Consider the following 14,052-nt stretch of genomic DNA (forward strand, 5'->3'; position numbering starts at 1 on the left):
AAATTCTTACGTTACATTTAAGGATAAAAACTTCTGACACATTATTCATTTAGAAATGAGAAAAATAATTTTAAGTGCGTCTTTTGCGCTAATGGCAACCCTGGGATTTGCTCAGAAAAAAATTACCGAAGGTACCATCACATATCAGGTACAATACGATTTGCCTTCAAACATGCAGCAAATGAAAGCTATGTTTCCCAATGAGATTACAGTATATTTTAAAGGGGATTCAAGTTCTTCTCAAAATAAAACGCCGATGGCGATCACTAATTTTATATTGAATCCCAAAACAGAATTTCAACGCTTATTACTGGATATTCCAATGATGAGTAAAAAATATTCGATTCGATTTACACCGGATGACATGGAAATGATGAAAGAGAACTTTCCCGAGTTAACATTTACTGAAGGGACCGAAACAAAAACTTTAGCATCATTTACCGGAAAAAAATATACTGTAACGGAAAAGAAAACCGGTAAGGTAAACGAGGCTTTTTTTACCAAAGACATTGAAATCCCTGCCAATTCTTTTACTCAATATTTTGATAAAAGCTATGGCTTTCCTTTAGAATTTACCACCTATCAACAAGGCATGACAATAAAGGCTGTAGTAAAAAGCATCAAAGAAGAAAAAGTACCTGCCGGAACATTTTCAGCCTCTAAAGAGTACGAGGAAATAACCTATACTCAACTTCAGGGAATGATGGGTGGAAGAAAGTAAGATCTATAAAAATAAGAACGAGCTGCCTCCTAAAAGAGGTGGCTTTTTTTATGAGCGGAAGAAGGTGAGCGGTGCCGATTTACATAAACCACTCATACAAATCTGTATGACTTAACTTAATTTTCTCATTTTTATCCAAATCCCGCACAATCCTCCCCTCAACCATTTGTATAATCCGGTTCCCGTAATTAAAAGCCTCCTTCATATTATGGGTAATTAAAAGAGCCGTCAGCTTATAATCAGAAATAAGTTTATCAGCTGTCTTCATAACAATTTCCGCGGAGCGTGGATCAAGAGCTGCGGTAGGTTCATCGAGTAGTAAGATCCTAACATCATCCATTACAGCCATCAGCAGGGTTAAAGCCTGACGTTGTCCGCCTGACAGACTGCTCATAGGTTGTAGAATTTTATTTTCTAAACCCATACCAAGTTCAGAAATTTTTTCTCTCACTGTATTTTTAAAGGTCTCATCAATACCAATCGTTAATCCCTTTTTCTTTGTTCGTAAAGACGCAAGTCTGAAGTTTTCCAAAACACTTAACTCACCCGCCGTTCCCATTAATGGGTTTTGAAAAACGCGTGCAATCCATTTGCTTCGTCTGTGCTCAGCCAATGAAGTTATGGCGTTTCCATCTATTGATAGTTCACCGGAGCCTTGAAGAACACTACCCGAAATACTGTTTAACAAAGTGGACTTACCCGAACCGTTTGCTCCTACAATCACAAGGAACTCACCAGCCTTAATTTCCAGATCAATCCCATGCAAAGCTTTTACTTCATTCGTCTTCCCGGGATGGAAGGTTTTATATAAATTGGAAACTTTAATCATGATTCAATGAAAAAATTTTTGGCAGACTAACGATCAGAAGTACAAATAAGGCTGTAACCAGTTTTAACAGGTTAGCATCAATACCCACACTTAAAGTAAAGGCCAGCACCAATTGAAATAGTACAGCTCCTGCAATTATTAAAGCCAGATTACTCCATACAGATTTGACCTTCAACCAATGGATAAGCGTCTCTCCTATTATCACAGAACCCAGTCCCACAATTACAATTCCGATACCCATGTTTATATCAGCGAAACCTTGGAATTGGGTGATCAGATATCCACTTGTCGCGGTAAGGCAATTTGCCAGAGCTAAACCTATAACTTTCATTCTATCGGTATTAACCCCCAAAGCTCTTATCATCGTTTCACTGTTGCCAGTAGCACGCATCGCAATTCCGAAATCAGTTTTCAGTATATAACCAATCAGCAGAATAAGGATAGCTACAACGGTCAGAAGTATGATAAATGAATTTACGTTAAGGTCTTTGATCATCATCCAAGAACTGAATATCGTGGGAAAATTCAATAAAGGAATATTAGAACGACCCATCACTGTTAAGTTAACAGAGTATAAAGCCGTCATCACCAGGATTCCTGCTAAAAGTGGATTGATTTTGAGGCGGGTATGAATTAACCCTGTAATTGCACCTGCGCAGGCACCTGCAAGCATAACTAATGGAAGGGTAATCCATACAGGAATTTCCAGAACCAATAATACCGCAGTTATTACTCCTCCAAGGGTAAAACTACCATCGGTGGTAATATCAGGAATATTAAAAATTTTCATGGAAATGAAAATCCCAAGAGCCAGAGCAGAGAAACAAAAGGCTTGCAAAATAGCGGTAAGATAGAAATCCATCAGCTTATGATAATCTGCTCAAATGTCAGAAAAATTTCCCCTATTAGAACATTCGAAAAACAGGGTCTCTTTTGCTGAAAAAACTCTCTGTAAACGACTCAACATTTGTCGTTAAACACCCTGTTAATGCCGCGTTTACACCTCTATTCTATATGAAAAAAGTATTAGGTTTGTATAAACTACCTCAAAATGGAAACACTCTCTGTAAATGATAGCAGAATGCAGTCTCTTATAGTACTGTATGATATGCATACTAGTTTTTTCAAAAGTGCCTTAGACGGGATATCTGATAACGATGCACATAACCGTCTAAACACAAAAGCTAACCATATTGCCTGGCTTACCGGGAGCCTGGTACAGCAACGTTTCGAACTTGCCCATACCTTGGGTATTGACATTAAAAATCCCTCCGATGAGCTTTTCAAAGATAACAAGGGCATTCAGGACGGAATTCAATATCCTTCATTATCGACGTTCAAAAAAGATTGGGAAAGTATTTCACCAATTTCACGAGATGCTTTAGTTCATGTAAATGCCCAAAAACTCGATTCCAATTTTGAAATGATGCCTGGAATGAATATGACCTATTACGATCTGATTACATTTATTATCTATCGGGAGGCAAATTGTATAGGCCAGATTGCATTGTGGCGAAGGTTGTTGGGATATGAGGCAATGAAGTATATGTAAGATTCATTTATTTACCTATATTCCCTCGTTAATTTCAATCTCTGAAATTGGCCGTTTAAACACCTATCCGTGGATAATAATGAGGGGACTGTAAAGAATGATGAATGACGTAAACAGGTCTAAAGACATTTTAAATTTTGAACTTTTCTTTGAAGTATCTACCGATCTTCTTTGTATTGCAGGTTTTGATGGGTATTTCAAGAGAATAAATCCAGCGGTTTCTAAACTCCTTGGCTATAGTAATGAGGAATTATACGCAAAACCAATTAGTGAATTTATTTATTTTAAAGACAGGCATATTACAGGGGAACATCGTAAAAACCTGTTAAAGGATACTCCCCTAACAAATTTTGAAAACCGGTATGTAACAAAATCAGGAGAAATTATTTGGCTCGCCTGGACTTCAATACCGGTATATGAACACCAAGTGGTATATGCCATTGCGAAAAACATAACCCATAAAAAGAAACTTGAGGAAGATCGCAACCAGGTAATTGAAAATCTCACGACAGTGAATAATGATCTAAAATTGTTAACCTATTCAACTTCCCATGACTTAAGAACTCCGGTAAATAATTTGCTCGCGGTATTTGATCTTTTAGACATTTCTAAAATTGAAGATGAAGAAACTCTTGATTTTATTGATATTCTAAAACTTGCTACAGAAAGTTTAAAAGACACCTTAAATAATTATGTAGATATTCTGAATCAAAAAAACGAACTGAAGATACAAACGCAGGAGGTGTTTTTGAATGATTCTTTAAATTCCGTCAGACAATCTTTAAATTCATTATTACACACTTCCAAAGCTTCGATTAGTGCCGATTTTTCAGAAGTTGAAGTAGTTAATTTTAATAAAGCTTACCTTGAAAGTATTTTTCTTAATCTCATAACTAATTCTATAAAATATGCAAGACCCGGTTATTCACCTGTAATTTCAATCCATTCTAAATGGGTAAACGGTTGCAGAGAGTTAATTTATATGGATGAAGGTCAAGGGTTTGATATGGAAAAACTAAAAGATAAAATTTTTGGATTAAATCAAAAATTTCACAATCACTCAGATAGCAAAGGTATTGGCCTTTATTTGGTATACAACCACATTAAAAGTTTAGGTGGCAAAATAAGCATTGAAAGCAGAATAAACGAGGGCGCTAAATTCACAATAACATTCAAGGATTAGAGCAAAAGAAACTTTACCTCCAATTAAATTTAAACGTAAAGCTTATAAATGTAATTTCATATATTTTTGCAGCATGGCTCAAATAAATCTCAAAAAACTTGCTGAGGAATTGAACTTATCAGTATCAACTATATCTAGAGCGTTAAGCGATAGTCATGAAATAAGTAAGAGCACTAAACTGAAGGTTTTATCCCTTGCCGAAAAATTACATTACCAACCCAATCCATATGCGAGAAGTTTAAGAAAGCGGAATAGTAATACAGTAGCCATCATCATTCCAGAAATTGAGAATAATTTTTTCGCACTAGCGATAAATGGAATCGAAGAAATTGCTCAGCAAAACGGCTTTCACGTATTAATTTATATTACTCATGAAAACATAAGTAAAGAGATTGGATTTGTCACTCATTTATTAAACGGAAGAGTAGATGGTGTTATAATGTCCTTATCTGGTGAAACCGATAACATCAGCCATATTAATGAACTTCTTAAAAATGATGTTCCTATAGTTTTTTTCGACAGGATTAGCGAACAGGCAAAAACTGTTAAAGTTACTACCAATGATTATGAAAGTGGCCTGCTGGCAACCAAACACTTAATTGATAAAGGATGTAAAAGAATTTGCTATCTGGGTTATACAAATTCTCAATCTATAGGAATTCATAGATTGAACGGTTATTTAGACGCTCTAAAACAAAACAACATTAGCGTGAATGATGATTATGTTTTAAACTGTTCATCCGAGCATGATTTTAGCTTCGTTAAAATAAAGCAACTGTTAGAATCGGATAACAAACCGGATGGAATTTTTGCCTCAGTAGAACAGCTCGCGCTAATAAGCTATGAAGTATGTTCCTTTTTAAGCTTAAAAATTCCAGAAGATATAAAGGTAATAGGCTTTTCGAATTCAAAAATGGCAGCTTTGCTTAATCCTCCTTTAACAGCAATTGTACAACCAGCCTTTGACATTGGAATGGAGGCCGCAAAAGAATTATTTTCAGTTTTAAATAAGAAAAAGACGACCTCTTTAGAAAATAAAACTATAATCCTTTCCTCTCGCCTCGTAGAACGGAAATCGACAGCGTCTTAGTTAGAGACCAAAGCGGTCAAATCAAAATCCCAAATAACTATTTCAATAAAACGGAACTGCATTTCGCAATTCCGTTTTATAATTTATTCGCCTATGCTTCTCAGAATTCCTAACTCCAGTCCGCGTAATTCCGCCAAACCTCTTAAGCGTCCTATTGCCGAATAACCTGGATTTGTTTTCTTATTCAAGTCGTCCAGCATTTTATGTCCATGATCCGGACGGAAAGGCATTCTTAAATCTTTGCGGCCTGCCTTCACACGTTTCTTTTGTTCTTCAACCAAAGCTTTCATCACAGCATACATATCCACATCACCATCCAAATGATCAGCTTCATGAAAATTCCCTTCAGCATCACGGCGGGTACTTCGCAGGTGAATAAAGTGAATTCTATCGCCCAGACGATGAACCATTCCGGCTAAATCATTATCTTCTCTCACTCCGAAAGAACCTGTACAAAAAGTTAATCCATTATTCGGAGATGGAACGGCAGAATAAAGATCTTTCACATCATCCTCTGTGCTCAATACCCTTGGAAGTCCAAGAATCGGAAACGGCGGATCATCGGGATGGATACAAAGCAAAACTCCTGCTTGTTCAGCTGCAGGAATAATTTCTTCAACAAAACTAAAAAGGTTTGCTTTAAGTTCTTGCGGACCAATATTGTCGTATTCTGCCAATACTTTTAAAAACTCCTCAAGCGTATACCCTTCTTCCGAGCCTGGAAGCCCTGCGATGATATTTCTTACCAGTAATTGCTTATCAGAATCACTAAGGTTTTCTAAATAGTGTTTAGCTTTTTCCTTCTGCTCTGCAGTATATGAATCTTCTGCACCGGGTCTTTTTAAAATGTACAATTCAAAAGCAGCAAAGGCAGCGGCTTCAAAACGTAATGCAGTGGATCCATCCGGCATTCTATATTCTAAGTTCGTACGAGTCCAGTCAAGAACGGGCATGAAATTATAACACACGATATCAATCCCACATGCTCCTAAGTTAATAAGAGACTCTTTATAATTATCAATATAAAGCTGATAGTCGCCCTTACGCTTTTTAATATCCTCATGAACAGGAACACTTTCCACTACAGACCAGGTGAGGCCTGCGGCTTCCACTTCTGCTTTTCGTTTAAGAATCTCTTCTTTTGTCCATACCTGCCCATTTGCTACATGATGCAACGCAGTTACAATTCCTGTAGCTCCGGCCTGTCTAATATCAGATAATGATACAGGATCTTTCGGACCGTACCATCTCCAGGTTTGTTCTAAACTCATTTTCGTTTATATAAATGATAAATAATTAAACTCCACTAAATGCGCTGAATCCACCATCTATTGGTATTACAACGCCGCTAACAAAAGATGATCCTTCACCACACAGCCACAACAAAGTTCCGGTAAGATCATCAGGGGTACCAAAGCGCGACATCGGTGTATGAGAAATGATCGTATTTCCACGGTCTGTTAAGCTTCCGTCAGCGTTTGTAAGCAAGGTACGGTTTTGATCTGTCAGAAAAAATCCAGGAGCCAGAGCGTTTACACGGATATTAACTTTAGAAAAATGTACTGCCAGCCATTGAGTAAAATTAGAAACGGCCGCTTTAGCTCCGCTGTATGCAGGTATTTTTGTAAGAGGACGAAAAGCATTCATGGAAGAAATATTAATAATGGATCCACCATTGGCAACCATATCTTTTGCAAAAATCTGGGTAGGTAACAGCGTTCCGATAAAATTAAGATCGAATACAAACTTTATACCTTCCGGATCTAAATCAAAAAAGGTTTTTAGCCCGGTAGTGTCTTCCATATCTTCTGGAAATAAATGTCCTTTCGACGTGGTACCTAATGGATGATTTCCGCCAGCGCCATTTATCAAAATATCGCATGGACCCAAAAGTTCCAATACTTTTGTATGAGCTTGCTTTAAACTTTCTGCCTCAAGTACATTACAAGCCAGTCCAATTGCTTCTCCGCCGCCTTGTTTAATTTCGTTGGCAACTCTTTCAGCGTTTTCGGCTTTTAAATCAAGGACTGCAATTTTGGCTCCGGCCTTTGAAAGAGCCATAGCCATTGTTGAACATAATACCCCACCGCCTCCGGTGACTACTGCAACCTTTCCTGAAAATTCTAATGACATAATTTTATAGTTCTAAATTGGATCTTCAACAAAATTGATTAAAAAAAACTTTGATTTAGATGATTATTTTCGATTTTCTACGAAAACGTTTTCGTGTCAGCAACAAATGAACATCCTAATTTAACTAAACTAAGTTACAGAGCCCAGTTGCCTAATTCTTTGGGAATCACAGACCAAATAAATGATTTTTGAAAACAAGCCTCCATTCATGTGGAAAATACAACAGTCAGGGGAAAATATTTTCACCGCGAATAAATTAAGTCACGGCAGAATAAAAAATGCTTTATATTAATTTTACTTGATGTATAATTGCCTCCTAATGGGAGAAAAGAGATGGACATAAATCTTCCTCAGCTCAGAACTGTAAATGTTACCCGGTATGTTACTCCTTTGCGTGAAGGAGGGTCAATGCCTGCAATTGCCGAAGCAGATGACGACTTTTTGTATGTAATCAAATTTCGCGGAGCCGGACAGGGCCCAAAAGCATTGATCGCAGAGTTAATTGGCGGCGAAATCGCACGTTCAGTTGGTTTAAAAGTTCCTGAGTTAGTGTTTGCTACTCTTGATGAGGCTTTTGGACGGGCAGAGCCAGATGAAGAGATACAGGATTTGCTTAAGTTCAGCGTTGGATTAAACATTGGATTACATTACCTTTCGGGAGCTATAACCTTCGACCCGGCCGTAAGTACCCTTTCGCCAACCCTGGCTTCACAAATTGTTTGGCTCGATTGCTTGCTTAATAATATGGATCGAACTTGCCGTAATACCAATATGCTGATCTGGCACAAAGAATTATGGCTAATTGACCATGGCGCTTCTTTATACTTCCATCACTCCTGGAATAACTGGCAGGAACAGGCAGTAAAGCCATTCGCCTTAATAAAGGACCATGTATTGCTGGCGCAGGCATCCGATTTAGATAATGTTAATTTGGAATTCAAAAAAATCCTGACAAAGGAGCGAATTCGCTCAATTGTATCTTTAATTCCTGATGAATGGTTAACAGATGTCAGCATATTTGGAACAAGCCAACAGCAAAGGGCTGCATATGCCACTTTTCTTGAAGCCCGGATTAACCATTCCGAAATATTTGTAAAAGAAACTCAATATGCACGAGAAGCACTTATTTGAATATGCTGTGGTTCGCGTAGTGCCGAGGGTAGAACGTGAAGAATTCTTAAATGTAGGAGTTATATTATATTGTCCTAAACAAAAATTTCTGAAATTTAAATTTAACCTGGATGAAGATCGCCTTAGAGCCTTTTCAGCAGAGATAGATATTCAAGAACTTAAGGAAAACCTGAACGCATTGGGACTGATAAGTATAGGAGACAGTAAAAGCGGGCCCATTGCTAAATTAGATCTGGCCTCTCGCTTCCGATGGCTTACCGCAACCCGAAGCACAGTAGTTCAAAGTTCCAAAGTACATCCCGGTTTATGTAATGAAGCGGATAAGACACTTGAAAAACTGTATCAAAGTTTAGTCCTTTAAATTTTTAAAACTTCAGGTTGACCTTGATCCATTCACTTACCTCTTCCTGACTTTTCACTTCGGAGGGTAAACTATCATGGATTAACTTTTCCATTTTATTGCCAGTATGCGAGAATCGATAATCCCATAACAACATTAGTTTATTGATAAGGTAAACCACTTCATTCCCCTCTTTAGGATTAAATATAGTAGAATCGGGCTTTCCGGATACTCTTACGTCATTATTTAAAAACGGCGTCCACTGGTAATCTTTATAGATCAGGTTTTTTGTAGAAAATAATATCATGTTCGGCTATTGTCTAAAGGTACGCTATTAAAATCTAGCTAACCGTAATATAAATCATAACCCAGTCTATTCTAAAAAATTTATGAAGATTAAGTTATTACAGAGGCATTATTTACTTCAACTCTTTCAATAAAATAGCGTTTATTTCATTGGCATGTGTAAACACACATAAATGCCCAGCTCCCTCAATGATATACTCTGGCTTAGTCAGTCGTACGGGAAATACTCTGTCTTTAGACCCATGAATTTGAATACTTAACGAACTTGTTTCTTTGTTTCGCCATCTGCTGATTTTAGAAAAAGCCCAGGTAAGCATCAGAGGATCACTCTGTTGTAAAAAACTAGACACCAACCTTTTACCCTCGATATCCAGAGGACCAAAGAACCAATATAAAAAAGAAAGGGTTTGAGTAAGAAACTTATCCGGCAATAGTTTGTACAATCGCATTAATCCGGCCAGTCGGTATAATAAGGGCAATTCTCTATTTGAACGTATAGTAGAAAACAAAATAAGCTTATCCGGCTTTACTATTTTACTCATTTCAATTGCCATCATTCCTCCAAAAGAAAGACCCGCTATAATAAACGGCTTGCTGACATCTATTTTATCAGCCAAACACTTTGCGTAAAACTCTATAGATTCATTTCCTTTTACAGGGAGCCATTCAATGTGGTACATTTCATAACCGGCAGGCAGAACGATTCTTTGAAATGCTCTTCTATCAGCACCTAAGCCACTAACGAAATATATAATCATTTTACAAAAATTAGTCTTCGGCAGCCTTAATATTTAAAGCAAGGTGCTTGGGTGCTACCTCACAATAAGCTGTATTCATAGCATCTAACAGCATCTCTTTATGAACCAAATTAAGGTTTATGAGAGTCCAGCCTTGTTTACCCCATTTATTGGGAACAGGAAAAATAATATTACAATTAAAGGCCGAAAAGACATTCTGATCAATTTCAGACAATTTTATACAGGCTTCGTTATTTGAAATGTCAAGTGTAGCAAATATTTTTTTTCGAACTCTGAAAGAAGTTTTTTCAAAATGCGGCTGTTCTGTTGATTCAGGAAATGAGAGAGCTATCTTCCTGAATGTTTCTATATCTATCATTTTTGTAAACTACCCTATTAATTACAATTTCAAACATGAAAATAAGACAAATCCTCTTTATCGGAATTAATTTAAGCCGAAACGAAGTGCAATATTAATAAACCCCGCCGCAAAGGAAACTATTATAAATAAAACAATGTTTAAACAAAATGCCACAAAACACTTTCCGTACCAGGCTTTATTCGGTAATTTTTCATTCAGACACCCCAGGAGGCAGAAAATTTGATGTTGTGCTGTTGTGGCTGATTTTATTCAGTATTGCTTCAGTGTTTCTGGAAAGCATTCCTTCTATTAGAAAAGAATACTATCCATTTATTGTTATTTCTGAATGGTTCTTTACAATTTCGTTCACAATTGAGTATATACTAAGGGTTTATAGTCACCCCAATCGCTTTAAATATATATTCAGTTTTTATGGGGTAATAGACCTTATGGCCATCCTTCCCGGTTATCTGGGCTTGTTTATTCCCAATTTACAATATCTTCTTGTAATACGGGCCATGCGATTATTAAGGGTGTTCAGAATATTAAAACTTACCCGGTATCTAAATGAAGGAGATGTTTTAAAGCTTGCATTGAAAGCCAGCATGTACAAAATCATTGTATTCCTGGCTACAGTTTTAACCCTCGTTATTATAGTTGGAACGTTAATGTATGTTATTGAAGGAGAAAAAAATGGATTTACCAGTATTCCGGTTTCAATTTATTGGGCTGTTGTGACCATTACAACTGTGGGATATGGTGATATTTCACCAGATACACCATTAGGCCAGTTTCTTGCAGGAGTTTTAATGATAATCGGCTATGGTATTATTGCTGTACCTACAGGAATAGTTTCTGCAGAAATGACCAGGGCTACTCAGTCATCACTTAAACCTTGTCCGGAGTGTGGAACCCTACTCTACCCGACTAATTCGAAATTTTGTTCTAACTGCGGTGCAGAGCAGAAAACTATTAAAATTGCACCCAAATAAAACCGAATATTGTTAGGTCTATATATCGCAATTGTTCCGGCGAAAATTCCCCGCAAATATTTACCTGCTCAAATCGTCCATTCACCGAAAACTTTATCCAGTTAACCTAATTACCATTTGAGCCGCTTAATTTCCGAAGTATTTTTGAGTTAACAAATAAGAAATAAAACATAAATCACTCAAAAACAACGGATATGAAAACTCTAAAAATTTTAACCGCAGCATTAGTATTAGCTTTCACAAGCAGCGCGTTCGCAGCTGAGGAGGTAAAAAATGAAAAACTTCAAATGAACTATACTATTCAAACTTACATCGATGCAATTGCGCATGGTAAAATCAAAGACCTTTCAGAAATATTGGATAAAGATGTTAAACACACCGTAACAACAGGAGAGAAAGTTATTAATTACACAAGAGCAGACATCTTAAACTCAATGCAACCTAGAAAAAACATAGAACAAAATTGCAGCACTACATATCAGGTCCTGGAAATCAATTCACCTCAGGCAATTATTAAAGTTCTGATGAAGTATGATACGTTTACTAAAATAACTTTGGTAAACATTGCCAATACCAAAAACGGATGGAAAATAACCAATATCACGGATTCATATATGTGAGATCTGTTCAGAATCTCAGGATCTCAGAAACATTTGAGGATTTTTGAATTCAAATCCTCAAATATTTTTTTCCATAATTCTAAAATCGTAATTCCTGTTATCTTTGCCCATGCCTTATAAAGAACGCGACATAAATAAACGGTACTACACCATGGGTGAAGTAACCGAAATGTTTAATGTTAATGCTTCTCAGATACGTTTCTATGAGAAGGAGTTCGAAATTCTGCAACCTAAGAAAAACAAAAAAGGTAATAGACTTTTTACACCAGAAGACGTTGAAAACCTCAAAGTGATTTTCCATTTAGTGAAAGACAAAGGATTCACACTTCAAGGTGCACGCGAGTATCTAAAAAATAATAAATCAGAAGTCAAAGAGAATCAAAAAGTAATTGACTCTCTTGAACGATTAAAGCAATTTCTTTTACAGGTTAAAGAACAACTTTAAGTTTTTAAGCTTGTTAGATATAAAAAACATGCTCAAAGTTCTATTTATTGTAAATCCGCGTGCAGGAAATCGTGAAGGAGGCCGGTTAGAACTTGCTATCTCTGAAGAATCGAGAAATCAAAAATTTGAATATCTTATCTATCGTTTGCAAAGCAACAACGAAGAAAAGAATATTAGAAGGGAAATTTCACAATATGCACCCGACATTGTTGCGGTAGCGGGCGGGGATGGAAGCGTAAACCTCCTTGCAAAATTACTTAGGGGACAAGAAATTCCGTTATTAATCATTCCCCTGGGTTCAGCAAATGGCATGGCTAAAGAATTGGCTATAGGCAATAGAACCGATACTGCCTTACAGCTTATTTCACATGGTATTCAAAAAAAGATAGATCTTTTAAGTATTAACGGAAATATCTGTATTCACTTAGGAGATGTTGGTTTCAACGCAAGTATTGTAAAACGCTTTGATAAGGATCCAAAGAGAGGGTTATGGACCTATGCCAGACATCTTTACAAAGAATTATTTTTAATCGACGAATATAAATTCAATATCACCATTGACGGCAAGGAGATAAAACGAAAAGCGGTATCGGTAACTTTTGCCAATGCCTCAAAATATGGCACAGGGGCAGTCATTAATCCGTTTGGGCTTGTCGACGATGGCAAGTTCGAACTTGTAATTATTAAACCATTTCCTAAAATTCATTTATTATCTATTACCTGGAAAATGTTTATTGGCCGCCTGCAAACCTCAGAATTCGTAGAGGTTTTTAGTTGCAGGAAAGCATTTGTCCAAACTTCTAAGAAGACCACTTTACAAATCGACGGAGAAGTGATTGGAAAAACAAAAGAAATCGACGTTGAAGTAATTCCACAATGTATAACAGTACTGGTACCTGCGGAATAGGCCACGCCCAATTATAATTTTACTTGTGTAGAACAAAACCTGTTCAAATCCAACCTTTTACTTTCACATTAATTTAAAAAAAATCACAGTAATTAAGGTTATCTTTTTATTAATTTTTTGGAAACTGTTTCAATATTACGTGGTTAAATATTTAGTATTCACTTAAGTTCATCCATATGAGATAAAGTTTACTTTAATTTAAACATGTATGGAATCAATCAATAAAACTTCTCTTGTTGCAAAGGCAAAAAGCTGTATTGCATATAATCAAATCCAACCATTAACTTTAGATTTTCGCTTCACGGAAAGAAAAATCGTGAATAAAGAGACTTATTTAGGATCAAAAGTTCCAGATTTTACTAAATATAATTACCTATCCGGGTATTAACCATCCGCATTGCAAATACGAGCTCAATTCGGGTTTGTAAATCTCTGAAAAAAGACAAATAAAATTTCTTACACTAAATTTATTAAAATGGCTAAAACGAAAACAGGATATGTTCCTGCGAAGGGGAAACCTTCCGGTAGTGGACGGGAAACTCATGGATTGAAAAATGCCTTTGCTGTAAATGATTTGGAGACAGATATAGAAATAGCAGAAAAATACACTGATGGTGAAGATCAACCTTCAGCAAATGTAAATTTAAGGCATGTGAACCGAAACCTTCACAAAGGTGAAGATAATATTAATAACAGTTTTTAAAG

Annotated in this window: 18 protein-coding genes; 11 read left to right on the plus strand and 7 right to left on the minus strand. The window is 36.5% G+C overall.

The window, feature by feature from the left end:
- The first annotated feature begins 55 nt into the window (after window positions 1–55).
- Window positions 56–721: a hypothetical protein gene (locus WG906_RS07145; protein ID WP_339991869.1), complete on the plus strand. Its 666-nt coding sequence runs from the start codon at window positions 56–58 to the stop codon at window positions 719–721.
- A 79-nt stretch (window positions 722–800) separates the two neighbouring features.
- Here WG906_RS07145 and WG906_RS07150 read toward each other — a convergent pair whose 3' ends face one another.
- The gene (locus WG906_RS07150; protein ID WP_339991870.1) at window positions 801–1,550 is read right to left on the minus strand and encodes an ABC transporter ATP-binding protein; all 750 of its coding nucleotides are present in this window, start codon (window positions 1,548–1,550) and stop codon (window positions 801–803) included.
- A complete protein-coding gene (locus WG906_RS07155; RefSeq protein ID WP_339991871.1) occupies window positions 1,543–2,412 on the minus strand; it encodes an ABC transporter permease in 870 nt (289 codons plus the stop codon). The genes WG906_RS07150 and WG906_RS07155 overlap by 8 nt, the downstream gene beginning before the upstream one ends.
- 189 nt (window positions 2,413–2,601) lie before the next feature.
- Here WG906_RS07155 and WG906_RS07160 point away from each other — a divergent pair, with 189 nt between their 5' ends.
- The 3 genes from WG906_RS07160 to WG906_RS07170 all read left to right on the plus strand — a co-directional run bounded on the left by WG906_RS07160 (window position 2,602) and on the right by WG906_RS07170 (window position 5,375).
- Window positions 2,602–3,102 (plus strand): DinB family protein, encoded by a 501-nt coding sequence (locus WG906_RS07160; RefSeq protein WP_339991872.1) that lies wholly within the window; start codon window positions 2,602–2,604, stop codon window positions 3,100–3,102.
- Window positions 3,103–3,199: 97 nt separating this feature from the next.
- Window positions 3,200–4,285: a PAS domain-containing sensor histidine kinase gene (locus tag WG906_RS07165; protein ID WP_339991873.1), complete on the plus strand. Its 1,086-nt coding sequence runs from the start codon at window positions 3,200–3,202 to the stop codon at window positions 4,283–4,285.
- A gap of 73 nt (window positions 4,286–4,358) precedes the next feature.
- The gene (locus WG906_RS07170; RefSeq protein ID WP_339991874.1) at window positions 4,359–5,375 is read left to right on the plus strand and encodes a LacI family DNA-binding transcriptional regulator; all 1,017 of its coding nucleotides are present in this window, start codon (window positions 4,359–4,361) and stop codon (window positions 5,373–5,375) included.
- 83 nt (window positions 5,376–5,458) lie between these two features.
- On the opposite strand, the gene uxuA is transcribed toward WG906_RS07170, so the two are convergent.
- Together uxuA and WG906_RS07180 are read right to left on the minus strand one after the other, a co-directional pair.
- Window positions 5,459–6,646 carry a mannonate dehydratase gene (uxuA, locus tag WG906_RS07175; RefSeq protein WP_339991875.1) on the minus strand — a complete coding sequence of 396 codons (1,188 nt, stop codon included), beginning with the start codon at window positions 6,644–6,646 and terminating at the stop codon, window positions 5,459–5,461.
- A 25-nt stretch (window positions 6,647–6,671) separates the two neighbouring features.
- Window positions 6,672–7,508 (minus strand): SDR family oxidoreductase, encoded by an 837-nt coding sequence (locus WG906_RS07180; RefSeq protein ID WP_339991876.1) that lies wholly within the window; start codon window positions 7,506–7,508, stop codon window positions 6,672–6,674.
- Between the two features lie 333 nt (window positions 7,509–7,841).
- On the opposite strand from WG906_RS07180, the gene WG906_RS07185 reads away from it, so the two are divergent.
- Window positions 7,842–8,639 carry a HipA family kinase gene (locus WG906_RS07185; protein WP_339991877.1) on the plus strand — a complete coding sequence of 266 codons (798 nt, stop codon included), beginning with the start codon at window positions 7,842–7,844 and terminating at the stop codon, window positions 8,637–8,639.
- Window positions 8,617–9,000: a DUF3037 domain-containing protein gene (locus WG906_RS07190; protein WP_339991878.1), complete on the plus strand. Its 384-nt coding sequence runs from the start codon at window positions 8,617–8,619 to the stop codon at window positions 8,998–9,000. Before WG906_RS07185 ends, WG906_RS07190 begins: the two co-directional genes overlap by 23 nt.
- Window positions 9,001–9,004: 4 nt before the next feature.
- On the opposite strand, the gene WG906_RS07195 is transcribed toward WG906_RS07190, so the two are convergent.
- The 3 genes from WG906_RS07195 to WG906_RS07205 all read right to left on the minus strand — a co-directional run bounded on the left by WG906_RS07195 (window position 9,005) and on the right by WG906_RS07205 (window position 10,401).
- Window positions 9,005–9,286, minus strand: a complete 282-nt coding sequence (locus WG906_RS07195) for a hypothetical protein (protein ID WP_339991880.1) — start codon at window positions 9,284–9,286, stop codon at window positions 9,005–9,007.
- A gap of 112 nt (window positions 9,287–9,398) precedes the next feature.
- On the minus strand, window positions 9,399–10,043 hold the full coding sequence (locus tag WG906_RS07200) for an alpha/beta hydrolase (RefSeq protein WP_339991881.1): 645 nt from the start codon (window positions 10,041–10,043) through the stop codon (window positions 9,399–9,401).
- A gap of 10 nt (window positions 10,044–10,053) precedes the next feature.
- Window positions 10,054–10,401, minus strand: a complete 348-nt coding sequence (locus WG906_RS07205; RefSeq protein WP_339991883.1) for an MmcQ/YjbR family DNA-binding protein — start codon at window positions 10,399–10,401, stop codon at window positions 10,054–10,056.
- A gap of 149 nt (window positions 10,402–10,550) precedes the next feature.
- Here WG906_RS07205 and WG906_RS07210 point away from each other — a divergent pair, with 149 nt between their 5' ends.
- From WG906_RS07210 to WG906_RS07230, 5 genes are all read left to right on the plus strand, one after another.
- Window positions 10,551–11,375 carry an ion transporter gene (locus WG906_RS07210; RefSeq protein ID WP_339991884.1) on the plus strand — a complete coding sequence of 275 codons (825 nt, stop codon included), beginning with the start codon at window positions 10,551–10,553 and terminating at the stop codon, window positions 11,373–11,375.
- A gap of 194 nt (window positions 11,376–11,569) precedes the next feature.
- Window positions 11,570–11,995 carry a nuclear transport factor 2 family protein gene (locus tag WG906_RS07215; RefSeq protein ID WP_339991885.1) on the plus strand — a complete coding sequence of 142 codons (426 nt, stop codon included), beginning with the start codon at window positions 11,570–11,572 and terminating at the stop codon, window positions 11,993–11,995.
- Window positions 11,996–12,104: 109 nt separating this feature from the next.
- Window positions 12,105–12,440: a MerR family transcriptional regulator gene (locus tag WG906_RS07220; RefSeq protein WP_339991886.1), complete on the plus strand. Its 336-nt coding sequence runs from the start codon at window positions 12,105–12,107 to the stop codon at window positions 12,438–12,440.
- Between the two features lie 28 nt (window positions 12,441–12,468).
- Window positions 12,469–13,347 (plus strand): diacylglycerol/lipid kinase family protein, encoded by an 879-nt coding sequence (locus WG906_RS07225; protein ID WP_339991887.1) that lies wholly within the window; start codon window positions 12,469–12,471, stop codon window positions 13,345–13,347.
- Window positions 13,348–13,822: 475 nt separating this feature from the next.
- Entirely contained in the window at window positions 13,823–14,050 is a 228-nt protein-coding gene (locus WG906_RS07230; protein WP_339991888.1) for a hypothetical protein, read from the plus strand.
- Window positions 14,051–14,052: the final 2 nt, after the last annotated feature.

This window comes from Pedobacter superstes (assembly GCF_037622515.1).
GTDB lineage: Bacteria > Bacteroidota > Bacteroidia > Sphingobacteriales > Sphingobacteriaceae > Paradesertivirga > Paradesertivirga superstes.